Here is a 24649-nt window from a genome sequence, read left to right on the forward strand (position 1 = left end):
CTATGGGCGGGCCGAGTTCTGGGCGCGGCGGCGCCGGACGGAATGGGTGACGGTGCCCACGGCGCCGGCCAGGCAGAGGCCCCCGAGCACCAACGGAATCGCCACGAACCACGGAGTGGACCACGCTCCGCCGGCATCCCCGAAATACACCACGGCGGTCACCATCAGCACGACCCCGGCCAGCAACCGCCCCGGCCCGAATTCACGACGCACGGGAAACCTCCACCTGTCCGACCCCGACCTCGACATGCAGCTCGACCGTGCCGGAGGCCTTGGTGCCGGCCGGAGGGGCGAGCGTCGCGCGCTGATCCACGCCCGGCTGTACATCCACGTCCTTCGAGGCGTCCCCGGGCAACTGCACGTCCCCGACCCCCACCTCGGCATGCAGTTCCACCGTGGCACCCGCGGGCACGATCACCCGCGCCTGCCCGGCCCCCACCTCGACATGCACGGACACCTTCTTCCCCGCACCGGGCCGCACCTCGGTGAGGTCGAGCGTGCCGACCCCGGACCCCAGCTCGTACTTGGCGGAGACGTCGGAGGCGCTCGCCGGTACCCAGTCCCGGTGCATCCACCGCGTACTGATGTTGGAGGGCAGCGCGGCGGACGCCGTGAGCAGCCCGGCCGTGATGACGGCGAGCACGATCGAGCCGACGCCGGTGCGCCCGCGGAAGGCGCTGACCGCGATGCCGAGCCCGAACACGGCCAGCGCGCAGGCGAGCCCGGTCTGGAGGCTGTGGCCGAGCGAACGGTCCTCCCAGGTGACCCCGGCCCCGACGAGCCCGGCGACGACCGCGCCGAGGAACGTGAGCGCCCCGATCCCGCGCGGCCCGGGCGGCCGCTTGGGTGCCACGGGCCGCCCCCACCCGCCGGCACCGCTCCCGGAAGATGCCCCGGAGGCGGCCCGCGCCAGGTCCGGCGGCCCCCAGAAGTACCCGGTGCCCCCGACGTGCGTACCGTCCTTGACGATCGGGTCGCGCCACCACGACGGCGCCCCGGCCACCGGCGGCGCCTGCGCCTCGGGCGGCGCGTCGGCGACGGCCTGGGCCGCGACCGGATCGGCCTCGGCGGTGGTGGTGCGCCGCTGCGACCAGTACCCGGAACCGGCCAGGAGCAGGGCGAGGACGGCGGCGAAGGACAGCGCCCCGCCGTTGTTCAGCATGGAGAGGAAGACACCGCAGCCGACCAGCGCCGTGACGATCGCGGCGAGGCCAGGACCGTCGACCCGGCCGGTGAGCAGCTTCCTGAACTCGTTCTCGTCCTCGTCGTCGTAGGCCACGAACAGCCACGCGAAGCCGTAGAAGATCAGGCCGACCCCGCCGGTCACGGCGAGCACGGCCAGGCCGATCCGGAAGATCACCGGGTCCATGTCGCAGTGCCGGCCGAGCCCCGCGCACACCCCGCCCAGCGTCTTGTGGCGCCGGTCCCGGCGGAACCGGCGCAGCGGAGCGGGCTCCGGCTCCGAACCCGGGGCAGCGGCGGCGGCCGGGGCATCCTCGTGCGTCATACGTCCATGGTGGCGGGCCGGGGCCGCCGGCGGGAGTCGGGACAACCCTGGCCGGACCCTGAGATCGTCCCTGAGGCACCCGCCGCGGCCGGCGGGAAGATCAGGGACGTATCCGGGCCCGACCCTGATGCCCCGCCCCGCCCCGCCGTGTGACGATCGGTGCCATGCCGGAAGCAGCGACCGCCCCTCTCGTGGAAGACCCGCGGCCGCCGCGCAAGCTCTACCGAAGCAGCGACGGACGCTGGCTGGGCGGAGTCGCGCGGGGCCTGGCCGGGCATCTCGGCCTGCCCGTCGTCTGGGTGCGGCTGGTCTTCGTCGGCCTGTTCATGGCCGACGGGCTGGGCGCCCTGCTGTACGCGGCGTTCTGGTTCTTCGTCCCGCTGGGCGTCGGCGGTGTCGGCGCCGACCGGCCCCTGACCTCGTCGGTCCTCACCACGGAGATCTCCGCCGACGGCCGCCGCAGGCTGGTGGCGCGCCGCCCCGACAAGGGGCAGATCCTCGCGCTCGTCCTGATGGTCATCGTCGCGATGATCTTCGTGCAGAACGTGCACCTGTCCGGCAACACCAAGGCCTACCTCGTCCCCACCGTGCTGGTCGGCGCGGGCGTCGCCCTGGTCTGGCGCCAGGCGGACAACGCGCGCCGGGCCCGCTGGGCCGAGGTCGGCCGCCGCCGGCGCACCCTGAACCTGCTGCGTGCCGCTGCCGGGGTCCTCCTGGTCGGCGCGGGCGTGACCGGCATCTTCGTCACCCAGGGCTCCACCGAGCACCTCGGCTCGATCCTCCAGGCGGCGCTCGCCGTCCTGGTCGGCATCGCGCTGCTCGCGGGCCCCTATCTGATCCGCATGACGCAGGACCTCTCCGAGGAGCGCCTGATGCGCATCCGGGCGCAGGAGCGGGCCGAGGTCGCCGCCCACGTCCACGACTCGGTGCTGCACACCCTGACCCTGATCCAGCGCAACGCGGACGATGCGGGCGAGGTGCGCCGCCTCGCCCGCGCCCAGGAGCGCGACCTGCGGGCCTGGCTCTACAAGCCGGCCGCCGCCGAGAACCCGCAGGAGCCCGAGACGGTCGCGGAGGCCGTGAAGCGGGGCGCGGCGGAGGTCGAGGACAAGCACGGCGTCCCTCTGGAGGTCGTGGTCGTCGGCGACTGCCCGCTCGACGAGGCCCTCACGGCACAGATGCAGGCCGCGAGGGAGGCGATGGTGAACGCCGCCAAGTACGGTGGCGAGGGCGGCGCGGTGCAGGTCTACGCGGAGATCGAGACGACGTCCGAGGGGGTCGAGGTGTTCGTGTCCGTACGCGACCGTGGACCGGGCTTCGACATGGACGCGGTGCCCGCCGACCGCATGGGCGTAAGAGAATCGATCATCGGCCGGATGGAACGCAACGGCGGCACGGCCCGTCTGCGGGCGGTGCCCGACGGCGGCACGGAGGTCGAACTGACCATGAAGAGGGCGGAGAGGACGTCATGACCGACGCAGCGGCGGAGCAGGGCCCCGGACGGCACGTGCGGGTGGTCCTGGTCGACGACCACAGGATGTTCCGTACGGGCGTCCAGGCCGAGATCGGCCGCACCGAGACGACGGGCGTCGAGGTCGTCGGCGAGGCGGCCGACGTCGACCAGGCGGTCACCGTCATCACGGCGACCCGGCCCGAGGTCGTCCTCCTCGACGTGCACCTCCCGGGCGGCGGCGGTGTCGAAGTGCTGCGCCGCAGCGCCCAGTTGATGGCCGACGCCGAGAACCCGGTGCGCTTCCTCGCCCTGTCCGTGTCGGACGCGGCGGAGGACGTGATCGGCGTGATCCGCGGCGGCGCCCGCGGTTACGTCACCAAGACCATCACCGGCACCGACCTGGTGGATTCCATCTTCCGCGTCCAGGACGGCGACGCGGTGTTCTCGCCGCGGCTCGCCGGTTTCGTGCTCGACGCCTTCGCCTCCACGGACGCGCCGCCGGTCGACGAGGACCTGGACCGCCTCACCCAGCGCGAGCGCGAGGTGCTGCGCCTGATCGCCCGCGGGTACGCGTACAAGGAGATCGCCAAGCAGCTGTTCATCTCGGTGAAGACGGTCGAGTCGCACGTCTCCGCGGTGCTGCGCAAGCTCCAGCTCTCCAACCGGCACGAGCTGACCCGCTGGGCGACGGCGCGGCGCCTGGTCTGAGCGCCGGCCCGCTCTCCTTACTCGCTGGACGGAGCGCGCGCCTCTGTGCCCTTATGGCTGCATGATGTCCACCGACCGGCTCCTCGCGTTCGCCGCGATGTCCCTCCTCCTCATCGTCATCCCCGGCCCGAGCGTCCTGTTCGTCGTCGGCCGGGCCCTCTCCCAGGGCCGCCGCGCCGCGCTGACCACGGTCGCCGGGAACACGGCCGGGTCGTACGTCCTCGTCGCCGCCGTCGCCCTGGGCGTCGGCGCGGTCGTGGAACGCTCGATCGCCGTCTTCACCGTGCTGAAGCTGGCGGGCGCCGCCTACCTGGTCTACCTGGGAGTGCAGGCGATCCGCCAACGCCGGTCGCTCCAGACGGTGTTCGCCGCGGCTGACGGGCAGCCCGCGAAGAGCTCGCGCACCTTCTGGGAGGGGTTCGCGGTCGGCGTCGCGAACCCCAAGACGATCGTCTTCTTCGCGGCGGTCCTGCCCCAGTTCGTGGACCGCGAGGCGGGCCACACCGCGCTCCAGATGCTGCTGCTCGGTCTGGTCTTCAACATCATCGCGGTGACGTCCGACAGCATCTGGGGTCTGGTGGCGGCCACGGCCCGCGACTGGTTCGCCCGTTCACCGCGCCGGCTCGCCGCGGTCGGCGGGATCGGCGGGCTCGCGATGGTCGGACTCGGGGTCACGGTCGCGGTGCAGGGCCGCAAGGACTGACGTACGGGCGTCTGGTGGCGCCTACTTGCCGGAGCCGACGTGGTGGTCGCCGCGGCGGACGTGCTCCGCGCCGACGCGGCGTGCGCGCCGTCCGTCCCGCCGCAGGCGGTCAGCGAGAGGCCGGCGGCGGCGATGACGAGGGCGAGGGCGGAGATCTTCTTCTGACAGGGGAGTCGTGGAGCGGTGACGAAGGGCGGCCGATCGGGTTCACGCGGCCGTCGCCGCACAACCATCCGCCGTTCATACGCGTCTCGCAGACGACCCACCTTCACGTCCAGGAGGCACCGTGTCCATCCGCAGACCCGTCCTGTCGACCGCCGTCGCCGCCGCGATGATCGGCTCGCTCGGCGTTCCGCTCTTCGCCGGGACCGCCTCCGCGCAGACCCTCGCCACCACCGTGCGCGAGGACTTCGACGGGGACGGCTACCAGGACGTCGCCGTCGCCGCCCCGCAGGGGAAGGTCGGCGGCCACACCTGGGCCGGGTACATCACGGTGAGCTACGGCTCGGCGCACGGCATCGACAAGGCGCGGACCACGGTCATCAGCCAGGACACCGCGGGGGTGCCCGGGGCCTCCGGTGACGACCACAGGTTCGGCTACGCGATGGTCTCCCGCGACCTGGACGGCGACGGCCTGACCGACCTGGCCGCGGTCTCCGGCGAGTACGACGCGACCGCCGGCACCAACGGCGCGGTGACCGTCCTGTGGGGCCGCAAGGGCGGTATGACCGGTGCGGACGCCGCCCGGATCGCCGCGCCCGCGAACACCTCGGTCGGCGAGGACCTGACGGCCGGCGACTTCGACGGTGACGGCCACACCGACCTGTTCATGGACCACGGCGACGACTACGACTACCACGCCGTCCTCTACGGCCCCATCGGCCGTGACGGCGCCCCCGCGCGCGAGCAGCAGGTGAAGGTCTACAGCACCGACAACTTCATCGACACGACCGCGTCGGGCGACTTCAACGGCGACGGCATCGACGACCTCGCGACCTTCTACGTCTACGAGAACCACGCCGAGGGCGGCAAGCTCTGGCTCGGCACCAAGAACGGCCTGTCGGCCACCTACACGGCCCTGCCCTCCGCGGCCGCCGCCGCGGTCGGCGACTTCGACAAGGACGGCAAGGCCGACCTCGCCACTCGCGTCTGGCCGGGCGAGCTCACCGAGGGCACGGAGACCGACCCCGGCACCGTCAAGATCTTCTACGGCTCGGCGACCGGCCCCAGCAGGACCCGTACGACGACGATCACGCAGAGCACGTCGGGCGTGCCCGGGGCGAGCGAGAAGGGCGACCAGTTCGGCTCGCGCCTGAACGCGGCCGACGTGAACGGCGACGGCTACGCCGACCTGGCCGTCGGCGTCCCCGGCGAGGCGATCGGCACCAAGAAGCTGGCCGGTGCCGTGGTGCTGCTCAAGGGCGGCAGCGGCGGACTGACCGGCACCAAGGCGCAGGCGTTCCACCAGGACACGGCCGGGGTGCCGGGCGTCGCGGAGGCCGGTGACGCGTTCGGCGGCGCGGTGCGGCTGCTCGACGTGACGGGCGACGGCAAGGCGGACCTGGTCGCGGGCGCGCCCGGCGAGGACCTGGGCAGCGTCGTCAACGCCGGCGCGGTGTGGCAACTGCGCGGCGCCACCGCCGGGTTGACGGCCGCCAACGCGGTGGCGGTCAACCCGACGGACATCGGGGCCCCGTCGGCGAAGGCCTGGTTCGGCGCGAACCTGAGCGGGGACAACGGCCTCTCCGTGCCGATTCCTTAGCGCACACCGTCCCGAGGACCGTGGGGCCCCGGAAAACCGGATGCGCCCGGCCGCCCGCCGCCCCTACGGTCCTCGGATGGTCACTGGAGACGACGACGGCTACTTCCCGGAATCCATCGCGGCGGACTACGACCGTTCCTCCGCCTCCATGTTCACTCCCGAAGCGCTCGGTCCCACGGTCGGCCTGCTGGCCGGACTCGCGGGCGAGGGGCCCGCGGTGGAGTTCGGCATCGGCACCGGGCGCGTGGCCCTGCCGCTCGCCGCGCGCGGGGTCGCGGTCCACGGCATCGATCTGTCGCGGGCCATGGTCGACCGCCTGCGCGCCAAGCCGGGCGGCGAGCGGATCCCCGTGACGATCGGGGACTTCGCGACGGCGCGGGCCGACGGGGCGGGCGGCTTCTCGCTCGCCTACCTCGTCTTCAACACCATCGGCAATCTGACCAGCCAGGACGCCCAGGTCGACTGCTTCGTCAACGCCGCCGCCCATCTCGCTCCCGGCGGCACCTTCGTCGTCGAGGTGGGGGTGCCGGAGCTGCGGCTGCTGCCGTACGGGCAGGAGGCCGTGCCGTTCCAGGTCGGCGACACCCGGTGGGCGTTCGACCGGTACGACACGGCGACCCAGGCCATGAGCTCGAACTACTTCAGCGTGGACCCCGGGACCGGTGAGGGCACGTTCTGGTCCATCCCCTTCCGATACGTATGGCCGTCCGAGCTCGACCTCATGGCGCGGATCGCCGGGCTGCGGCTGCGCGAGCGCTGGGAGGGATGGGCCCGGGAGCCGTTCACGAGCGAGAGCCGCACGCACGTGTCCGTGTGGGAGAAGCCCGCCGACTGAGCCGGGACCGGCCTCACGCCACCCGGGCGGCTCCCGCGAAGGGCATCTGGTCGATCGGCGCGATCCGCACCGGGGCGCTCGGGTTCGGGGCGTGGATCATCTCGCCGTTGCCGATGTAGAGGCCGACATGGCTGATGCCCGAGTAGAAGAAGACGAGGTCGCCCGGCTGCAACTGGGACCGCGACACGCGCTGCCCCGCGTTGATCTGCGCGTAGGTGGTCCGCGGGATGGAGACGCCCGCCGCGCGGTACGCGGCCTGCGTCAGGCCGGAGCAGTCGAAGGCGTTCGGACCGGTCGCGCCCCAGACGTAGGGGCTGCCGAGGGCCTGCCGCGCGTACGCGATGGCCGCCGCCGTACGGGAGTTGGGCGCGTCGGCGACGGCCGGGTCCGTCCGGCCGGGGGCGTCGGACCGTGAGGCGCGGCCGGTGCCGGACCCGTTGTCGGACCCGGTGCCGGACCCGGTGTCCTGGGTGGCGGCGGCGCGCTCGGCCGGGGAGAGCCGGTCCAGGAGGCCGCGGGCCTCACCCAGCTTGTGCGTGACGGTCTTCTTCTGCCGGGCCAACTCCTGCTGCTTGGTGCGCAGTTCGGAGACCTGGCTGTCGGCCCGGCTGCGCAACTGCTCCACGTCGCGCAACTGGGCGCGCACCCGCGTGATCGTGGCCGCCTGCCGGGTGCCGACCCGGTCGGCGAGGGACGCCTCGTCGAGATAGCGGCCGGGGGAGGAGGAGAGCAGCAGTTGCAGGGACGGGTCGATGCCGCCGGTGCGGTACTGGGCGGCCGCCGTCGAGCCGAGGCGCTGCCGCTCGGAGTTGAGGGCGTCCTCGCGCCGGGCCGCCTCGTCCTGGAGCGACCTGACCTTCTTGCGGGCCCGGTCGGCGTCCTCCCGCGCGCCGTTGTACTTGTCGGTGGCGACCTCCGCCTCCTGGTAGAGCTGGTCGACCTTCGCCCTGACCTGAGCGGGGCTGAGCTCGGGCTCCGCGTGCGCCGTGCCGCCGTCGAAGGCGGTGGCGCTCGCCGCGGAGGCGAGGGCGAGGGTGGCCGCGGTGCGGGCCGTCTGGCCGCTGAGCGAGCGCTGCCTGGGCTTGCGATGCGCCGGCACGAAGCGCCACGTCCTTCCGGGTCGTACGCCCGCCGTCGTCATACGCCCGGCGACGGCCCGCACAGGGGGAACGGGCCGCCGCCGGACTCTCCTCGGCGGTGGTGTCCGACTGCCGCCCCTGGTCCGGGCGGCGGTGGGGAGCCGGTCACCTGGGCATGGACGCTAAACCTCGGCGTAACGGGTTGGTGATGGATTGTTCGGAACTGCTCCCTTTGTTGTTGATCACGTCAGAGGGTGACAGTCCGGTGACCGCGAGTGCTCACGGGGGATCGGTGACGGGGCGTCCCATCCGTCCCGTTAGGCTCCGCAACCATGGACGTACTCATCCATCTCTTCGTCGGCCTGCACATCATCGGCATCGCCTCGCTGCTCGGCGGCTTCCTCACGCAGATGTCGGCGATGGGCAAGGGCACCGCCCGCTTCAACAAGGCGATGCTGCACGGCGCCCTGACCATGCTGGTGACCGGTGTCGCCCTGGTCGGCCTCAATCAGGCCGACGACAACACCGTCAACAACATCAAGATCGGCGTGAAGCTCGCGATCCTGATCGTGATCCTCGGCATCGTCTACGTGAAGCGCGACGAGGAGAAGGCCGAGAAGGGCCTGTTCGCGACGGTCGGCGCGCTCACCGTCGCGAACATCTTCATCGCGGTCCTCTGGACCTGACGCCTTCGGTCCCTCGGGTCCGGGGAGTCAGGCGGGGCGCACCACGCTGTGGATCGACGAGGTCCCGTCGTAGTAGATCGACTCCTCGCGCACGTACGCGCCCGGCTTCGGGGCGTGGATCATCATCCCGTCGCCGAGGTAGAGGCCGACGTGGCTGATGTCGTCGTAGAAGAAGACCAGGTCACCGGGTTGGATGTCGGAGAGCGAGACCGTCGTCCCGACCTCCACCTGGTCCCAGGTGGTGCGCGGCAGCGTGATGCCGGCGGCCTTCCACGCGGCCTGGGTCAGGCCCGAGCAGTCGTAGGAGTCGGGGCCGGTGGCACCCCACACGTACGGCTTGCCCTCCTGGGCCTTGGCGAAGGCGAGCGCCTGGGCGGCCTTGGCGGCGTAGCCGGACGAGGAGCCGGTCGAACCCGAGGAGCCTGACCCGGTGCCGGTCGAGCCGGAGCCCGCAGCGTCCTCCTGGGCCGCCTTCTCCGCGGCCTCCTTGCGCTTGGCCTCCTCCGCCTCCTTCTGCTTCTGCGCCAGCTCGGCGGCCTTCTTGCGGGCCTCCTCCTCCTTGGCCTTCGCGATCCGCGCGAGCCGCGCCTTCTCCTCGGCGGTCAGCTTCGACAGCAGCCGGCGCGCGTCCGCCAGCTTCGTCTGCACGTCCTGCTTGGAGCTCTGCAGGTCGTCCTGGGAGCCGGCGAGCTGGCGCAGGTTCTCCTGGGCCTCGGTGCGCTTCTTCGCGGTCCTGCGCTGCTCGTCCTGGAAGTCGTCGACGGCCTTCTTCTGCTCGTTCGTCATCCGGCTGAGCAGCTGGTCCTGCGCGAAGTAGTCCTCGGGGTTGTCGGCGAGGAACATCGTCGCGGTGTTGCTCATCCCGCCCGAGCGGTACTGCTCGGCGGCGAACCGGCCCAGCTCCTGGCGGGCCTTGTTCATCTTCTCGGTGCGCTGCGCGATGTCGTCGAGGAGCCGGTCGACCTGCCGCTTCTTGCCGGCGGTCTGCTCCTTGGCCGCGTTGTACTTCTGTGTGGCGACCTCGGCCTGGCGGTACAGGGTGTCGACCTTCTTCTGGACCTCTTCCAGGCTCGGCCGGTCCGGCTGCGCGGGGGCGGCCTGCGCGGTCTGCGAGAGCAGGGCGACAGAGGTCAGGGCGGCGGTCGTGATGCCGATCGCGGGGGTCGTGCGAAGACCGCCGGCGAGTCGGGAGCGGTTGCGCGGCTTGCGGTGCGACGCCAAGACTGGCGACTCCTTCCGTCATCCGCCTACCGGGTTAGCTGTCGGGTTCGGGCCTACGGAAGGTTGCCCTACGGTCCACGCCCCGTGCTGCCGGGCCGTCGAGCCGATTCACCCCAAGGTCGGTGGGTCCCCGGTTCCCTGCCTCACGGCGTACGGAACTCGGCGGGGGCTGCCCGCTCGCCGCGACGACCGCGGGCGGGGGGACGGACTGCCCGCGCAGCACCGTAGCCAACTCGTGTTGCTGCTGTGAAGGTTGATGTGCGATATGCCCGATACATTTTCGTGACCTTGGTGCGGACGAGGGACCGGAGGGCCGCCGGGGACCCTTTTCTTGATCCTTTTATCCGGCTGTGTACCGATGTGACGGCACGGGCGCGACCGAGTGATCTGCGTCATGGTCCGCGTCGCGGGGAGCGCGCCGCGCCCGGTCCCCGCAGGGCGGTGGAAGCCCGGTATCGCAAAGGCGGCGGCGGTGTGTCAGTGGGGCGGCCTAGACTCGTACGGCGATGAGCAGCCTCTTTGACGACAGTTTCCTGGCCAGCCTCCAGAGCGGCGCGGAGCAGCCCCCGCCGCCGCCCGAGGACCCCGCGGACCACGGCGCGCCGGAGCCGATTCCGGACGATCTGTTCGGCGGGAAGTTCGACGTGCCCCCGGCCAGGGACGCGTACTACCGGGACGGCGCCCCGCGGCCGGCGGTCGACCCGGAATCCCTCCTGGAGGGGTTGAACGAGAATCAGCGCGCGGCCGTCGTCCACGGCGGCTCGCCCCTGCTCATCGTCGCGGGCGCCGGATCCGGCAAGACCCGCGTCCTGACGCACCGCATCGCGTACCTGCTCGCCGAGCGCGGCGCCCACCCGGGCCAGATCCTCGCGATCACGTTCACGAACAAGGCCGCGGGCGAGATGAAGGAGCGCGTCGAGGCCCTGGTGGGCCCGCGGGCGAACGCGATGTGGGTGTCGACCTTCCACAGCGCCTGCGTGCGCATCCTGCGCCGCGAGAGCAAGAAGCTGGGCTTCACGTCCTCCTTCTCGATCTACGACGCCGCCGACAGCAAGCGCCTCATGGCCCTGGTCTGCCGGGACCTGGACCTGGACCCGAAGAAGTTCCCCCCGAAGTCCTTCAGCGCGAAGATCAGCAACCTGAAGAACGAGCTGATCGACGAGGAGGACTTCGCCGCCCAGGCCGCCGACGGCTTCGAGAAGACCCTCGCCCAGGCCTACGCGATGTACCAGTCCCGCCTCCGCGAGGCGAACGCGCTGGACTTCGACGACCTGATCATGACGACGGTCAATCTGCTGCGCGCGTTCCCGGACGTCGCGGACCACTACCACCGCCGCTTCCGCCACGTCATGGTCGACGAGTACCAGGACACCAACCACGCGCAGTACGCGCTGGTCAAGGAGCTGGTGGGCCCGGCGGACGGCGAGGGCGCCGACCCGGCCGAGCTGTGCGTGGTCGGTGACGCCGACCAGTCGATCTACGCCTTCCGCGGCGCCACGATCCGCAACATCCTCGACTTCGAGGAGGACTATCCGAACGCGACGACGATCATGCTGGAGCAGAACTACCGCTCCACGCAGACGATCCTCTCGGCGGCCAACGCGGTCATCGAGCGCAACGAGTCGCGTCGCCCCAAGAACCTGTGGACGAACGCGGGGGCGGGCGCCCAGATCACCGGCTACGTCGCGGACACCGAGCACGACGAGGCCCAGTTCATCGCCGACGAGATCGACCGCCTCACGGACGCGGGCGACGCCCAGGCCGGCGACGTCGCGGTCTTCTACCGGACGAACGCGCAGTCCCGTGTCTTCGAAGAGGTCTTCATCCGCGTCGGCCTGCCGTACAAGGTCGTCGGCGGCGTCCGCTTCTACGAGCGCAAGGAGGTCAGGGACGTCCTGGCCTATCTGCGGGTGCTCTCCAACCCGGAGGACTCCGTCCCGCTCCGCCGGATTCTGAACGTGCCGAAGCGCGGCATCGGCGACCGCGCCGAGGCGATGATCGACGCCCTGTCGCAGCGCGAGAAGATCTCGTTCCCGCAGGCCCTGCGCCGCGTCGACGAGGCGTACGGCATGGCGGCCCGGTCGACGAACGCGGTGAAGCGGTTCAACACGCTCATGGAGGACCTGCGCACGATCGTCGAGTCCGGCGCGGGCCCGGCGACGGTCCTGGAAGCGGTCCTGGAGCGCACCGGCTACCTCGCCGAGCTCCAGGCCTCCACCGACCCGCAGGACGAGACCCGCATCGAGAACCTTCAGGAACTCGCGGCCGTGGCGCTGGAGTTCGAGCAGGACCAGGCGCAGGCGGCTTCGGAGGGTGAGAGCACGCAGGAGGACGGCGCGGAGGCCCCGGTCTCCGGCGGCACGCTCTCCGACTTCCTGGAGCGCGTCGCCCTCGTCGCGGACTCCGACCAGATCCCCGACGAGGACGAGGACGGCAGCGGCGTCATCACCCTGATGACCCTGCACACCGCCAAGGGCCTGGAATTCCCGGTGGTCTTCCTGACGGGCCTGGAGGACGGCGTCTTCCCGCACATGCGCTCGCTCGGCCAGACCAAGGAGCTGGAGGAGGAGCGCCGGCTCGCCTACGTCGGCATCACGCGTGCGCGGGAGCGGCTGTACCTGACCCGGTCCACCATGCGCAGCGCCTGGGGCCAGCCCTCGTACAACCCGCCGTCGCGGTTCCTGGAGGAGATCCCGGCCGCGCATCTGGACTGGAAGCGCACGGGGCCCTCGACCCCGGCGGCCTCGACGAAGAGCATGGGCGGCGGCATCGCGGCCTCGCTGTCCTCGTCGCGCTCGCGCTCGTCGACCCCGGCCTTCGCCACGCGCCGGGCGACCGAGAAGCCGGTGGTGTCCCTGGCCGTCGGCGACCGTGTCACGCACGACCAGTTCGGCCTGGGCACGGTGGTCGGGGTGAACGGCTCGGGGTCGAACGCGGAGGCGACGATCGACTTCGGCGACCCGAAGCCGAAGCGGCTGCTGCTGCGGTACGCGCCGGTCGAGAAGCTGTAGCGATCCGGGAGACAGGCTCTAGGTGGGATCCAGGCCGTGGCTGCGCAGCCACGGCAGCGGGTCGATGGCCGAGCCGCCGCCGGGCCGTACCTCGAAGTGCAGGTGCGGTCCGGTCGAGTTCCCCGAGTTGCCCGACCGCGCGATGACGTCACCGGCCTTGACCGGGCCGCTCATCACGGTGTGCGCGGAGAGATGGCAGTACCAGGTCTCCGTGCCGTCCTTGGCGGTCACTATCGCCATGTTCCCGTACGCGCTGTTCCACTGCGTCCGCACGGTGCCGTCCGTCGCGGCCATCACCGGGGTCCCGTAGCTCACGGGGAAGTCGATGCCGCTGTGCGAGGACATCCAGTTGACCCCGGCCTGACCGAAGTACGCGCTCAGCCCGTGCTGCTTCACCGGGATCACGAACTTGGGGCGCGCCGCCTCCTTGCGCGCGGCCTCCTCGGCGGCCTTCTTGCGGTCGGCCTCCTGCTTGGCCTTCAGGTCGATACGTTCCTGGGTGCGGCTCGCCCGGTCGGCGAAGTCACCGGCGTCCTGGGAGAGATCGGCGAGCTGGGTGTCCAGCTTGTTGTTGGCCGCGGACGGCTTCACCGCGGTCGCGTCGGACGCGGTCATCGCCTGCGTCTCCGTGTCGTCGCCGCCTCCGCCGACCCCGACCGAGGCCGCCGCGATCCCGGCGATGCCGACCACGCACACCGACGGCACGGCGACGGTCAGCAGCGCGGAGCGCTTGGCGGGGGTCCGGCGCCGGGACCGGCCGCGGGCCGCGGCACGCGGGGTGAACTCCCGCTCCTCGGCGACCGGTTCGGGGTGCTCGGCGACCGGCTCGACGCTGTCGTGCGGGTCCTCTTCGGGGGCCTGCTCGTGTACGACGTCCAGATGGCCGGTGTCCAGGAGACCGGTGTCCAGGTGGCCGGTGTCCGTGGGGGAGGGGGTTCCCGTGGAGTTCCACTGCGTGGCGTCGTACGCGCCCGTGTCGTAGGCCGTCGCCCCGAAGACCGGCGACTCGAAGGTCTGCGTGTCGTGGGCCGGCGCCTGGAAGGTCTGCGTCTCGAAGCTCTGGGCCGCGAAAGTCTGCGTCTCGTAGGCCGGGGCCTCGAAAGTCTGCGTGCCGCCGTACGTCGTCGTGTCCCACTGCCCGGTGTGCTGTCCGGTGTGGTGGCCCGCCGCGCCGGACTGGGCCGGGATGGTGCCGGTCTGCTCGTGGCCGCCGTACCCGTCGTACCCGGGAGTGGGCCAGGCGCCGGTCGTGTCGTAGCTGCCGGTGTCGTACGAGGACGCGTACGGGGCGGTGTACTGCTGCTGGTGGCCGGGGTCGGCGTACCAGTGGCCGGTGTCGTGGGACCCCGTGTCGTACGGGGTGTCGCCCGGCAGGTCACCGAAGAGCGGATCGGTGGCGAAGCTGGTCGTGGAGTAACCGTCGTGTGCCGCGTAGTGCGCGGTCCCCGACGGATGACGGTCGTTCACCAACTTCTCTTTCGCCTCGACAACAGGGGCTGCCAGAGCAGTGCGGCGACTGTACCCGGCAGTACGAGGGCTCGACAATCTTCCGCAGGTTTCCCGCCCCGCAGAAACGGGCAATCGCCCGTCTTTCGGTGGACTGTGGGCAGAGCTTTGGCGCTGAGTTCGAGAAACGTTCGACCTCAGCGCCGTGTGTGGCGGCCTTCAGGCCCGTGTCAGGCCACCGTCAGACCGCCGACCGAGTCGGCGGCGCGCACTCCTTCCGTCGTCGGCGCGGCGTCGAGGACCTGCCGGACACCGGCCGCGACCGCCGGGTGCACCGGCAGCGCCAGATGTCCGATGCCGGTCACCCGCACGTTCTGAACGAGCAGGTCGGGGTGGTCCACGCAGGCCGTCTCCAGCGGAACCATCAGATGGTCGAGGTCGCTCCAGAAGCTCACGAAACGCGTCCGGCACCCGGGCGCCGGCTCCTTCAGCTCCTCGATCACCGACGAGCCGGGCCGCATCTGCCGCACGATCGGATGCGCGTCCGCGAGCGGCACGACCCGGGTGCCCGCGTGCGGGGTGCCGAGTGTGACGAGGGTGCGGACGTGGGCGTCGCCGCCCAGCCGCTGTACGTAGTAGCGCGCGATGAGGCCGCCCAGGCTGTGCCCGACGATGTCGATGCGCTCCTGCCCGGTGCGCTCGCGCAACTGCGCCACATGCCGGGCGAGCAGGGTCGCCGCGGCGCGGATGTCGCAGGTCAGCGGCGAGTAGTTGAGCGACTCGACCGGCTGGCCGCCGTGCTGGGCCAGCGCGCGGCGCAGCAGCACGAAGACGGAACGGTTGTCGATGAAGCCGTGCAGCAGCAGCACCGGGGGCTTCGCCGGGGCCGGCAGGCGGGGCGCGGCGACCGTCGTCGCCGCTTCCACCGCTGCCGTCGTGTCCAGGGGGTTTTCCGGCGCCGGGTCCGTGTCGTGCGGCGGAACGGGCGGGAGGGCCGGTGGCCTTGGTCGTTCGGGGAGGACGCCCGAGGGGTAGAGGAGCAGATGCCCGGCCAGGATCGCCAGCTCCAGCGCGGTCGCCTTCAGCAGCGCGATCGAGAGACCGGCCAGTCTCGTGGGCAGCAGATGGCAGTGCGGGCGAAAGGGCAGCGCCCTCGTGACCTTCATCGGTCGACCTCCCGTCGGCGCACGGGAGCCCAACTGTCCCCCGTGAGCACTCCTGAGGAGCCGGCCGAGCAGGCGGATGCGCCGGGGGCCGATGTACCGACGCATCAGCCCGGGCGAGTCGGTCCGCACGACGACGGGAGCACCGTGCCACCGTGCCGTGCGGCTGACGGCGCGGTGGCGCGGCGATCTCGTAGCGGCTCCCCTCGCGCCCGTCCCGGATGTGGCGGGTGTGCCACCCAACGGGGATGCGGCGCGCAGCGAACGTGTCCCACGTGTGATTTCCCCCTCGCTCCGCACCGTGAAACGGGCGGTTGCGGGATGCTGTCGATAACGTTCGTTCACTTCGGTTGTCCACGACGGGACAGCCGGGGGCAGTCGCTTCAGGGAGGCAGTGATGGGTGTGGCAGCCGGTCCGATCCGCGTGGTCGTCGCGAAGCCTGGGCTCGACGGCCACGATCGCGGGGCCAAGGTGATCGCGCGTGCCCTGCGCGACGCCGGTATGGAGGTCATCTACACGGGGCTGCACCAGACGCCCGAGCAGATCGTGGACACCGCCATCCAGGAGGACGCCGACGCGATCGGTCTCTCCATCCTCTCCGGCGCGCACAACACGCTCTTCGCCCGCGTCATCGAGCTGCTGGCCGAGCGGGACGCCGCCGACATCAAGGTCTTCGGCGGCGGCATCATCCCCGAGGCCGACATCGCTCCGCTGAAGGACAAGGGCGTGGCGGAGATCTTCACCCCCGGGGCGACCACGGCCTCCATCGTCGACTGGGTCAGGACCAACGTCCGCCAGCCCGCAGGGGCGTAGCTCTCCGGGGGCGAGCGGTGAGGGTTCGTCGCCGGGTGCGCCACCGTCGTGGCTGGTCGCGCAGTTCCCCGCGCCCCTGAGATGCGCACTTCGTGCGCCATCTCATCGGGGAGGCTGCGCGCAGCGCATGCCTCAGGGGCGCGGGGAACTGCGCGAGAAGCGGCCACCGGGCCGCGCCCGGCGACGAACCCTCAAGGCCCGGGCCAACCGTCAGGCACCCGGCACCAATTCGTCCCGCATGGCCCGGCGCAGCCGCAACGTGCCGGCGAGGCGCTGGAAGGCCTCCGCCCAGTAACCCCCCGCCCCCGGCGCCGACCCCTCCGGCTCCTCCACGGCGGCGGTCAGCGCCTCCAGACGGTCGACCTCCGAGGGGTCGAGGCAGCGCTCGGCAAGCCCCATCACCCCGCTGAAGCTCCACGGATAACTCCCGGCGTCGCGCGCGATGTTCAGCGCGTCGACGACGGCCTGCCCGAGCGGCACGGCCCACGGCGTGGCACACACCCCGAGCAGCTGGAACGCCTCGGAAAGCCCGTGCGCCGCGATGAACCCGCCCACCCACTCGGCCCGTTCCCCCCGCGGCAGCGCGGTCAGCAGCTTCGCCCGCTCGGCGAGGGACACCGCGCCGGGCCCCGCGGCCCCGGCCGCCGTGGCGGACCCGAGCAGCGCCCGCGACCACCCGATGTCCCGCTGCCGCACCGCCGCCCGGCACCACGCGGCGTGCAGCTCGCCCTGCCAGTCGTCGGCGACCGGCAGCGCCACGATCTCCTGCGGGCCGCGCCCGCCGAACCGGCCCGGCCACCGGTCGAGCGGTGCGGCCTCCACCAGGTGGCCCAGCCACCACGACCGCTCACCCCGGCCGGCCGGCGGCTTGGCGACGACCCCGTCGCGCTCCATCGCCGCATCGCACTCGTGCGGTGCCTCGATGGTGATCGTCGCCGTCGTCCGGTCGAGCGCCACGCACGACAGGGCCCGGTCCGCCATGCGCCCGGCGAGCGCGGAACCCGGCAGTGCGGACAGCAGCTCGGCCGCCGTCGCCCGCACGTTCCTGCTGCGGTCGCCGAGCGCCCCCTCCAGGAACGGCTCGTCCGCGTCGCCGAGCCCGGTGCGCAGGGAGTCGAGGAACATCAGCCGGTCCTCGGCCCGCTCCGTGCCCCAGGTGCCCGCGAGGAGCGTGCGGGCCGCTTCGGGGTCGTGCGCGCGGACGGCGGAGAGCAGCGCCACCCGCTCCGCGAACAGCCCCTCCTCCCAGAGCAGCCGGACCCGCTCGGTGTCCTCGGGGTCGGGCAGCGCCGCGCTCGCCCCGGGAGTGGCGCGCAGCGCGAACTTCCAGTCCGGGTTGAGCCGGCCCAGCCACAGCGCGCGCGGCCCGGCGAAGGCGAGCGCCTGGGGACGCAGATCGGTGCGGCCGCGAGCGGCGTCGAGCAGCGCGGGCAGCAGCTCGGGCGGTGGTCCGTACCCCTGCTCGTTGGCCGTGGCCAGCCATTGTGGGAGCAGTTCGAGCAGGTCGGGCGTGGAGCCGCGGCGGGTGGAGCCGGTGCCGGGGCGGTCGGTGAGCAGCATCGCGAGGCGTCGGCGCGCGGCCGCGGGCAGCGGCGGGCGCGGGTCGTCACCGGCGGGCTCGGGCGGCGCCACGGCCGGTGCCGGACGCAGGCCCGCGCGGCGCCGCACGGTCTGGGCGGCGGCCTCGTCGAGCAGTGCGCGCGGGCCGGTGCCCGAGCGCCGCTCCGTGCCGAGCAGGGCGGTCGTGACGAGGCTGTCCCAGGAGTCCGCGGTGGTCGTGGCGGTCCGCGTCATGCTGGATCCCTTCTGTTCTGTCGAAGTCGATTCGGTGGCAACGCCCGTCTCAGCACAGCGATATGACCTCACCGGCGGCCCCGGTCCAGGTGGCCAGCGGGCGGAACCCCCGGTGCCCGCACTCGCCGAACACCGTCACCGGCGCCCCGCCGGACACCGAGGCCAGTCGCCACAGCCCGGAGGTCGCCGCCGCCTGCGGGACCAACGGCAGGGCCGTCTTCCCTTCCGCGTCGGCCAGTTGCCAGCTCCCGCTGTCCGGGTCCCGGGCCGGTATGACGTCCGCGAGCGTCACCGGCCACGACTCCAGCCACGGGTCGGCGGTGAGGGCTTCGCCGTACGCCGCGAGCGCCGCGCCGACCCCGACTCCCGCCGGGCGGACGTCCTTCGGCTGAGCCGTCCCGAACTGCTCGTCCAGCTCCGCCCGCAGCGTTCCTCCGGGATGTCCCGAGACCGAGGCGTCCAGGGTCAGGCCGGCGGGCAGCGCCAGCGCCGGGGCGCGGCCCGCGGCGCCGTAGGAGAGGAGCAGCGCGGTGCGGTGCGTCGCCGTGCCGTACAGCCAGATCCGGCGCGTGGTGAGGTGCCCGTCCGCCGCGTCGTACTGGGCGAGGATCAGCCAGTCGTCCCGCTGCGCGGGCTGCTCGGCCGAGGTCGGCAGGCCGACCCGGGAGCGGACCGTGGCCGCCAGCTCTTCGGGCAGCTCGGCGCGGTGCAGCCAGCCCTGATCGAGGAGATGGAGCAGCGCGCACTCCTCCAGCAGCCGCACCGGCCACCCGGCACCGGACCCCGGTATCGCCCCCAACTCCCGCACCCGTGCGGCGAGTCCGGGGGCCTGCGCGTCGACCATGCGGGCCGCCGTCTCCTCCCACAGCCCGTACCCCGCGCGCTCGGCCTGGGCCAGACCGCCGCGCAGCAGGTCGGTCAGGCGCTGCTCCAGCTCGGTGGCGCCCGCGGTGATGCGCTGCGCGCGCCGCTCGGCCCTGCGCCGGGCCGCCTCCGGATCGGCCTGCGCGGTCGCGGCGGCGCCGTCCGGAGCGGTCCGCTTCGCCGCCGCCCGCTGTCTGCGCCCCGCGAGCCACTGCTCCGTCCACTCCGGCGGCGCCTGCCCGTCCGGTACCTGCTGGGCGCCGCCCGACCAGAGCAGCAGCAGTCCCAGCGCGTGCTTGCACGGGAACTTCCGGCTCGGACAACTGCATTTGTACGCCGGGCCGTTACCGCCGCCGTCCGCGCCGGTGTCGACGATCGTCTGGTACGGCTTGCTGCCGCTGCCCTTGCACAGTCCCCACACTGCCCCCTCGTCCGAACTCCCGGTCTGCGACCAGGGTCCCGCCGTCCCGAGCTTGCTTCCCGCTTTGCGTGACGCGGCGTCAGGCGCCAGTGCAAGCACCTGGTCCGCCGTCCAGCGCACCCCCTGCTGAGTCATGTCTCCGACGGTAGGTCCCGCCACTGACAATCTCCCCGGAAACCGTTCTGACCTGCATCGATCGTGAGCGCGAGGTCGATTGTCAGTGGCGTGGTGCACCGTGGAATCCAACGCGCGGCGAAGGCGGTCGAACCGTCCTGCCGTGCTGGTTCGAGCTGGGCGATTCGAAGTGATGCGACGCGCGCTGGACGCGAGTTGGAGGGGGACAGCCATGACCGTTTCTGTCGAGGAGCAGGCCGGGTCCGACACCGGGGACCAGGCGCTGCGGCCGCACGCCGAGCATGCGTTCGCGCACGAGCTCGCCGCGCTGGCGGCGCAGGACGACCGGCCGCGGCCGGCCCGCTGGCGGATGTCGCCGTGGGCCGTCGCCACCTATCTGCTGGGCGGCACGCTGCCGGACGGCACCGTGATCTCACCGAAGTACGTGGGCCCGCGGCGCATCGTCGAGGTGGCCGTGACGACCCTGGCGACCGACCGGGCACTGCTGCTGCTCGGGGTCCCGGGGACCGCGAAGACCTGGGTCTCCGAGCATCTCGCCGCGGCCGTGAGCGGCGACTCGACCCTGCTGGTGCAGGGCACGGCCGGCACCCCGGAGGAGGCCATCCGCTACGGGTGGAACTACGCGCAGCTGCTGGCGCACGGCCCGAGCCGGGACGCCCTGGTGCCCAGCCCGGTCATGCGGGCGATGTCGGAAGGGATGACGGCGCGGGTCGAGGAGCTGACCCGTATCCCCGCCGACGTGCAGGACACCCTGATCACGATCCTGTCCGAGAAGACCCTGCCGATACCGGAGTTGGGCCAGGAGGTGCAGGCCGTCCGCGGCTTCAACCTGATCGCGACGGCCAACGACCGGGACCGCGGCGTCAATGACCTGTCGAGCGCGCTGCGCCGCCGGTTCAACACGGTGGTGCTGCCGCTGCCCGCGAGCGTCGAGGCGGAGGTCGACATCGTCTCCCGCCGGGTCGAGCAGGTGGGCCGCGCCCTCGAACTGCCCGCCGCGCCCGACGGCATGGACGAGATCCGCCGCGTCGTCACCGTCTTCCGTGAGCTGCGCGACGGCGTGACCTCCGACGGCCGTACGAAGATCAAGTCGCCGAGCGGCACCCTGTCCACGGCGGAGGCGATCTCCGTGGTCACCAGCGGACTCGCCCTGTCCGCCCACTTCGGGGACGGCGTGCTGCGCCCCTCCGACGTCGCCGCGGGAATCCTCGGCGCCGTGGTCCGCGACCCGGCCGCGGACCGGGTGGTCTGGCAGGAGTACCTGGAGGCCGTCGTCCGCGAGCGGGACGGGTGGAAGGACTTCTACCGGGCCTGCCGCGAGGTCAGCGCATGACGGGCCCGCTGCTGCTCGGCGTGCGCCACCACGGGCCGGGCTCGGCACGCGCCGTGCGGCGCGCGCTGGACGAGACGGGCCCGGCGGCCGTCCTCATCGAGGGACCGCCCGAGGCGGACGGCCTGGTGCCGCTCGCCGCCGAGCCCGACATGCGGCCACCGGTCGCACTCCTCGCCCATGTCGTGGACGAGCCGGGGAAGTCGGCGTTCTGGCCGTTCGCCGAGTTCTCGCCCGAGTGGGTCGCGATCCGCTGGGCCCTGGAGCACAAGGCGCAGGTCCGCTTCATCGACCTCCCGGCCGCGCACAGCCTGGCGCTGCGCGACGCCGAATCGCCGGGCGGGGAAGGGCCGGACGAGGAGGCGCGGGAGGAGGACCCCGTCCGCATCGACCCCTTGGGCGTCCTCGCCGAGACCGCCGGGTACGACGACGCGGAGCGCTGGTGGGAGGACGTCGTCGAGCACCGCGAGGGGGACGCGTTCGCCGCGCTCGGCGAGGCGATGGGCGCGCTGCGGGATTCGTACGGCGACGGCGGGCACGGCCGCGACCTGGTGCGCGAGGCGTACATGAGGCTCCAGATACGGGCCGCGCAGCGCGAGTTCGGGTCCGGGGACGAGGTCGCGGTGGTGTGCGGGGCGTGGCACGTTCCCGCGCTGCGTCGGAAAACGACCGTCGGCGCCGACCGGGCGCTGCTCAAGGGGCTGCCGAAGGCGAAGGTCGACATGACCTGGGTGCCGTGGACCCACCGCCGCCTCGCCCGCGCCAGTGGCTACGGCGCGGGGATCGAGTCACCGGGGTGGTACGGGCATCTGTTCAGCGCCCCCGACCGGCCCGTGGAGCGGTGGCTGACCAAGGTCGCCGGGCTGCTCCGCGCCGAGGACCGCATCGTGTCGTCCGCCCATGTCATCGAGGCCGTCCGGCTCGCCGAGACCCTCGCGGTGATGCGCGGCAGACCGCTGGCGGGACTGACCGAGACCGTCGACGCCGTGCGGGCCGTGCTCTGCGAGGGCTCCGACGTTCCGCTGGCGCTGATCCACGACCGGCTGGTGGTCGGCGACGACCTGGGCGAGGTGCCGCGGAGCGCGCCCGCGGTGCCGTTGCAGCGCGACCTCGCCAAGCAGCAGCGCTCCCTGCGGCTGAAGCCGGCCGCGCTGGAGAAGGAGCTGGACCTCGATCTGCGCGGTGACACCGACGCCGCGCGCAGCCGACTGCTGCACCGGTTGCGGCTGCTCGGCATCGCCTGGGGCGAACCGGCACGGTCCGCGCGCGGCTCCACCGGCACCTTCCGCGAGAGCTGGCGGCTGCGCTGGGAGCCGGAGCTGTCGGTGCGAGTCGCCGAGGCCGGGGTGTGGGGCACGACCGTGCTCGCCGCCGCCACCGCCAAGGTGGAGTCCGACGCCATCGGCGCGTCCGCGCTCGCCGACGTCACCGCGCTCGCCGAGCACTGCCTGCTCGCCGGTCTCGCGGACGCGCTGCCCACCGTCATGCGGGTGCTCGCCGACCGGGCCGCGCTGGACGCCGACGTCGGCCATCTCGCCCAGGCGCTGCCCGCCCTGGTCCGCGCGCTGCGCTACGGCGACGTGCGCGGCACCGACACCGCCGCGCTCGCCGGGGTCGCGGCCGGCCTCGCCGAGCGGGTCTTCGTCGGGCTGCCCCCGGCGTGCGCGGGGCTCGACGCCGACGCCGCCGTCGACATGCGCGGTCATGTCGACGGGGTGCACGGAGCCGTCGCCCTGCTGGAGGACGCCGGGCTGCGGGACCGTTGGCGGGCCGTGCTGCGCACCCTTGCCGGGCGGGACAGTGTGGCCGGGGTGATTCGTGGGCGGTGCGCGCGGATTCTGCTCGACGAGGGTGAGCTGACCGACGACGACACCGCCCGCCTCATGAGCCTCGCGCTGTCCCCGGGCACGCCGCCCGGGGAGGCCGCCGCCTGGATCGAGGGGTTCGTCGGGGGCGGTTCGGGGGGTGGGCTGCTGCTCGTCCACGACGAGCGGTTGCTGGCGCTGGTGGACGGGTGGCTCACCGGGGTGTCGGGCGACGCGTTCACCGACGTACTGCCGTTGCTGCGGCGCACGTTCTCGGCGTACGAGCCCGGAGTGCGCCGTTCTCTGGGCGAGCTGGTCCGACGCGGCCCGGGCGTCTCAGGTTCGGCGTCCACCGCGGGCGGCCTCCCCTTCGGCTTCGCCGCCGACCTCGACGAGCCCCGCGCCGACGCCGTGCTCCCCGTGGTCCGGCTGCTCCTCGGGGCCGGGGCCGGGGCCGGGGCCGGGGGTGGTGACGGATGACGCCCCGTCTGCGGCCCGGTGGGGCTTCTCGCGCAGTTCCCCGCGCCCCTGAGGCATGCGCTGCGCGCAGCCTCCCCTGGACGAGCGGAGCTCGTTTCAGGGGCGCGGGGAACTGCGCGAGCAACCCGGCACCGCGTGCACACGCGAGACGAGCACGGCCCGGCAAGTGAGATGGCGTATCGACGAGCAAGCGGAGGCGGGGACATGACGGAAGAGCGGTTGCGGCGTTGGCGGCTGGTGCTCGGTGGGGACAGCGCCGACGGCACCGGATGTCAGCTCGAAGGGAAGGACGCCGCGATGGACGGCGCCCTGTCCGCGCTGTACGGCTCGGGGAAAGGAAAGGACCGCCCCACCGGCGGCAGCCGCACCGCGGGGCTCGGCGCCTCGGCCCCCTCGGTGGCTCGCTGGCTCGGAGACATCCGCACTTACTTCCCCTCCTCCGTGGTCCAGGTGATGCAGCGCGACGCCATCGACCGCCTTGGCCTCTCCGCGCTTCTCCTCGAACCGGAGATGCTGGAGGCCGTCGACGCGGACGTGCACCTCGTCGGCACGCTCCTCTCCCTGAACAAGGCGATGCCGGAGACCACCAAGGAGACGGCGCGGGCCGTCGTCCGCAAGGTCGTCGACGACCTGGAGAAGAAGCTCGCCACCCGCACCCGAGCCACCCTCACCGGTGCCCTGGACCGCAGCGCCCGCATCAGCCGGCCGCGCCACCACGACATCGACTGGAACCGCACCATCGCGGCCAACCTCAAGCACTACCTGCCCGAGTACCGCACGATCGTGCCCGAGCGGCTCATCGGCTACGGCAGGGCCGCGCAGTCGGTGAAGAAGGACGTCATCCTCTGCATCGACCAGTCGGGATCGATGGCGGCGTCCGTCGTCTACGCCTCGGTGTTCGGCGCCGTACTCGCCTCCATGCACTCGATCTCGACCCGGCTCGTCGTCTTCGACACGGCGGTGGTCGACCTCACCGACCAGCTCGACGACCCGGTCGACGTGCTGTTCGGCACCCAGCTCGGCGGCGGCACGGACATCAACCGGGCCCTCGCGTACTGCCAGTCGCAGATCACCCGCCCCGCCGAGACGGTCGTCGTGCTCATCTCCGACCTCTACGAAGGCGGCATCCGCGACGAGATGCTGAAGCGGGTCGCGGCGATGAAGGCGTCCGGCGTCCAGTTCGTGACGCTGCTCGCGCTCTCCGACGAAGGCGCGCCCGCCTACGACCGGGAGCACGCGGCGGCCCTCGCCGCCCTCGGCGCCCCGGCGTTCGCCTGCACCCCCGATCTCTTCCCCGACATCATGGCCACCGCCATCGAGAAGAGGCCCCTGCCGATACCGGACGCGACGGCGGATACCGGGGGAGCGGCGGCGAACCGGATATGAGTACCCATCGGTAGCAAGGGTGCCCACAGGGCTTGCGCAGCCTCCC

The 24649-nt window shown here is 72.6% G+C and carries 20 protein-coding genes and 1 riboswitch; of the genes, 12 read left to right on the top strand and 8 right to left on the bottom strand.

The features are described from left to right. Together K377_RS15485 and K377_RS15490 are read right to left on the bottom strand one after the other, a co-directional pair. Positions 1-249: a hypothetical protein gene (locus K377_RS15485; protein ID WP_111663909.1), complete on the bottom strand. Its 249-nt coding sequence runs from the start codon at positions 247-249 to the stop codon at positions 1-3. After that, positions 203-1507, bottom strand: coding sequence for a PspC domain-containing protein (locus tag K377_RS15490; RefSeq protein ID WP_111663910.1), 1305 nt, complete (start codon positions 1505-1507; stop codon positions 203-205). Before K377_RS15490 ends, K377_RS15485 begins: the two co-directional genes overlap by 47 nt. Positions 1508-1671: 164 nt before the next feature. Here K377_RS15490 and K377_RS15495 point away from each other — a divergent pair, with 164 nt between their 5' ends. The 6 genes from K377_RS15495 to K377_RS15515 all read left to right on the top strand — a co-directional run bounded on the left by K377_RS15495 (position 1672) and on the right by K377_RS15515 (position 6968). Further along, positions 1672-2979, top strand: a complete 1308-nt coding sequence (locus tag K377_RS15495; RefSeq protein WP_111663911.1) for an ATP-binding protein — start codon at positions 1672-1674, stop codon at positions 2977-2979. Then, a complete protein-coding gene (locus K377_RS15500; RefSeq protein ID WP_111663912.1) occupies positions 2976-3668 on the top strand; it encodes a response regulator transcription factor in 693 nt (230 codons plus the stop codon). The genes K377_RS15495 and K377_RS15500 overlap by 4 nt, the downstream gene beginning before the upstream one ends. A 61-nt stretch (positions 3669-3729) precedes the next feature. Further along, positions 3730-4371, top strand: coding sequence for a LysE family translocator (locus K377_RS15505; protein WP_111663913.1), 642 nt, complete (start codon positions 3730-3732; stop codon positions 4369-4371). Between the two features lie 39 nt (positions 4372-4410). After that, positions 4411-4536, top strand: coding sequence for a hypothetical protein (locus tag K377_RS42260; RefSeq protein ID WP_258395045.1), 126 nt, complete (start codon positions 4411-4413; stop codon positions 4534-4536). Between the two features lie 121 nt (positions 4537-4657). Continuing rightward, positions 4658-6133: an FG-GAP and VCBS repeat-containing protein gene (locus tag K377_RS15510; protein ID WP_258395046.1), complete on the top strand. Its 1476-nt coding sequence runs from the start codon at positions 4658-4660 to the stop codon at positions 6131-6133. A 76-nt stretch (positions 6134-6209) separates the two neighbouring features. Further along, positions 6210-6968 carry a class I SAM-dependent methyltransferase gene (locus tag K377_RS15515; protein WP_111663914.1) on the top strand — a complete coding sequence of 253 codons (759 nt, stop codon included), beginning with the start codon at positions 6210-6212 and terminating at the stop codon, positions 6966-6968. A 13-nt stretch (positions 6969-6981) separates the two neighbouring features. Here K377_RS15515 and K377_RS15520 read toward each other — a convergent pair whose 3' ends face one another. After that, positions 6982-8067: a C40 family peptidase gene (locus tag K377_RS15520; protein ID WP_181512575.1), complete on the bottom strand. Its 1086-nt coding sequence runs from the start codon at positions 8065-8067 to the stop codon at positions 6982-6984. A gap of 312 nt (positions 8068-8379) precedes the next feature. On the opposite strand from K377_RS15520, the gene K377_RS15525 reads away from it, so the two are divergent. Next, the gene (locus K377_RS15525; protein ID WP_111663915.1) at positions 8380-8733 is read left to right on the top strand and encodes a hypothetical protein; all 354 of its coding nucleotides are present in this window, start codon (positions 8380-8382) and stop codon (positions 8731-8733) included. A gap of 27 nt (positions 8734-8760) precedes the next feature. On the opposite strand, the gene K377_RS15530 is transcribed toward K377_RS15525, so the two are convergent. Beyond that, positions 8761-9954 (bottom strand): NlpC/P60 family protein, encoded by a 1194-nt coding sequence (locus K377_RS15530; RefSeq protein ID WP_111663916.1) that lies wholly within the window; start codon positions 9952-9954, stop codon positions 8761-8763. 7 nt (positions 9955-9961) lie between these two features. Next, positions 9962-10129: riboswitch (cyclic di-AMP (ydaO/yuaA leader) on the bottom strand. Positions 10130-10460: 331 nt separating this feature from the next. Here K377_RS15530 and pcrA point away from each other — a divergent pair. Continuing rightward, entirely contained in the window at positions 10461-12965 is a 2505-nt protein-coding gene (gene pcrA / locus K377_RS15535; RefSeq protein ID WP_111663917.1) for a DNA helicase PcrA, read from the top strand. Positions 12966-12983: 18 nt separating this feature from the next. On the opposite strand, the gene K377_RS15540 is transcribed toward pcrA, so the two are convergent. Beyond that, positions 12984-14432 carry a M23 family metallopeptidase gene (locus K377_RS15540; protein WP_111663918.1) on the bottom strand — a complete coding sequence of 483 codons (1449 nt, stop codon included), beginning with the start codon at positions 14430-14432 and terminating at the stop codon, positions 12984-12986. 209 nt (positions 14433-14641) lie between these two features. Next, entirely contained in the window at positions 14642-15577 is a 936-nt protein-coding gene (locus tag K377_RS15545) for a triacylglycerol lipase (protein ID WP_111663919.1), read from the bottom strand. 394 nt (positions 15578-15971) lie between these two features. Between K377_RS15545 and K377_RS15550 the strand changes: the two genes are divergently transcribed. Beyond that, on the top strand, positions 15972-16388 hold the full coding sequence (locus K377_RS15550; protein WP_111663920.1) for a cobalamin B12-binding domain-containing protein: 417 nt from the start codon (positions 15972-15974) through the stop codon (positions 16386-16388). Positions 16389-16598: 210 nt separating this feature from the next. On the opposite strand, the gene K377_RS15555 is transcribed toward K377_RS15550, so the two are convergent. Both K377_RS15555 and K377_RS15560 read right to left on the bottom strand, forming a co-directional pair. Next, the gene (locus tag K377_RS15555) at positions 16599-18182 is read right to left on the bottom strand and encodes a DUF5691 domain-containing protein (protein ID WP_111663921.1); all 1584 of its coding nucleotides are present in this window, start codon (positions 18180-18182) and stop codon (positions 16599-16601) included. Between the two features lie 49 nt (positions 18183-18231). Further along, positions 18232-19602, bottom strand: coding sequence for an SWIM zinc finger family protein (locus K377_RS15560; protein WP_111663922.1), 1371 nt, complete (start codon positions 19600-19602; stop codon positions 18232-18234). Between the two features lie 211 nt (positions 19603-19813). Here K377_RS15560 and K377_RS15565 point away from each other — a divergent pair, with 211 nt between their 5' ends. The 3 genes from K377_RS15565 to K377_RS15575 all read left to right on the top strand — a co-directional run bounded on the left by K377_RS15565 (position 19814) and on the right by K377_RS15575 (position 24603). Further along, on the top strand, positions 19814-20935 hold the full coding sequence (locus K377_RS15565) for an AAA family ATPase (RefSeq protein WP_111663923.1): 1122 nt from the start codon (positions 19814-19816) through the stop codon (positions 20933-20935). Next, entirely contained in the window at positions 20932-23217 is a 2286-nt protein-coding gene (locus K377_RS15570) for a DUF5682 family protein (RefSeq protein ID WP_111663924.1), read from the top strand. The genes K377_RS15565 and K377_RS15570 overlap by 4 nt, the downstream gene beginning before the upstream one ends. A 171-nt stretch (positions 23218-23388) precedes the next feature. Continuing rightward, positions 23389-24603 carry a VWA domain-containing protein gene (locus K377_RS15575; RefSeq protein ID WP_111663925.1) on the top strand — a complete coding sequence of 405 codons (1215 nt, stop codon included), beginning with the start codon at positions 23389-23391 and terminating at the stop codon, positions 24601-24603. The last annotated feature ends 46 nt before the right edge of the window (positions 24604-24649 follow it).

Origin of the sequence: Streptomyces sp. PsTaAH-137, assembly GCF_003259365.1 — a bacterium.
Classification (GTDB): domain Bacteria; phylum Actinomycetota; class Actinomycetes; order Streptomycetales; family Streptomycetaceae; genus Streptomyces.

Excerpts from the sequence above, each read along its gene's own strand:
- K377_RS15485 (WP_111663909.1), bottom strand. The coding sequence starts at position 249 with ATGTCGAGGTCGGGGTCGGACAGGTGGAGGTTTCCCGTGCGTCGTGAA.
- K377_RS15490 (WP_111663910.1), bottom strand. The coding sequence starts at position 1,507 with ATGACGCACGAGGATGCCCCGGCCGCCGCCGCTGCCCCGGGTTCGGAG.
- K377_RS15495 (WP_111663911.1), top strand. The coding sequence starts at position 1,672 with ATGCCGGAAGCAGCGACCGCCCCTCTCGTGGAAGACCCGCGGCCGCCG.
- K377_RS15500 (WP_111663912.1), top strand. The coding sequence starts at position 2,976 with ATGACCGACGCAGCGGCGGAGCAGGGCCCCGGACGGCACGTGCGGGTG.
- K377_RS15505 (WP_111663913.1), top strand. The coding sequence starts at position 3,730 with ATGATGTCCACCGACCGGCTCCTCGCGTTCGCCGCGATGTCCCTCCTC.
- K377_RS15515 (WP_111663914.1), top strand. The coding sequence starts at position 6,210 with ATGGTCACTGGAGACGACGACGGCTACTTCCCGGAATCCATCGCGGCG.
- K377_RS15525 (WP_111663915.1), top strand. The coding sequence starts at position 8,380 with ATGGACGTACTCATCCATCTCTTCGTCGGCCTGCACATCATCGGCATC.
- pcrA (WP_111663917.1), top strand. The coding sequence starts at position 10,461 with ATGAGCAGCCTCTTTGACGACAGTTTCCTGGCCAGCCTCCAGAGCGGC.
- K377_RS15545 (WP_111663919.1), bottom strand. The coding sequence starts at position 15,577 with ATGAAGGTCACGAGGGCGCTGCCCTTTCGCCCGCACTGCCATCTGCTG.
- K377_RS15550 (WP_111663920.1), top strand. The coding sequence starts at position 15,972 with ATGGGTGTGGCAGCCGGTCCGATCCGCGTGGTCGTCGCGAAGCCTGGG.
- K377_RS15555 (WP_111663921.1), bottom strand. The coding sequence starts at position 18,182 with ATGACGCGGACCGCCACGACCACCGCGGACTCCTGGGACAGCCTCGTC.
- K377_RS15560 (WP_111663922.1), bottom strand. The coding sequence starts at position 19,602 with ATGACTCAGCAGGGGGTGCGCTGGACGGCGGACCAGGTGCTTGCACTG.
- K377_RS15565 (WP_111663923.1), top strand. The coding sequence starts at position 19,814 with ATGACCGTTTCTGTCGAGGAGCAGGCCGGGTCCGACACCGGGGACCAG.
- K377_RS15570 (WP_111663924.1), top strand. The coding sequence starts at position 20,932 with ATGACGGGCCCGCTGCTGCTCGGCGTGCGCCACCACGGGCCGGGCTCG.
- K377_RS15575 (WP_111663925.1), top strand. The coding sequence starts at position 23,389 with ATGGCGTATCGACGAGCAAGCGGAGGCGGGGACATGACGGAAGAGCGG.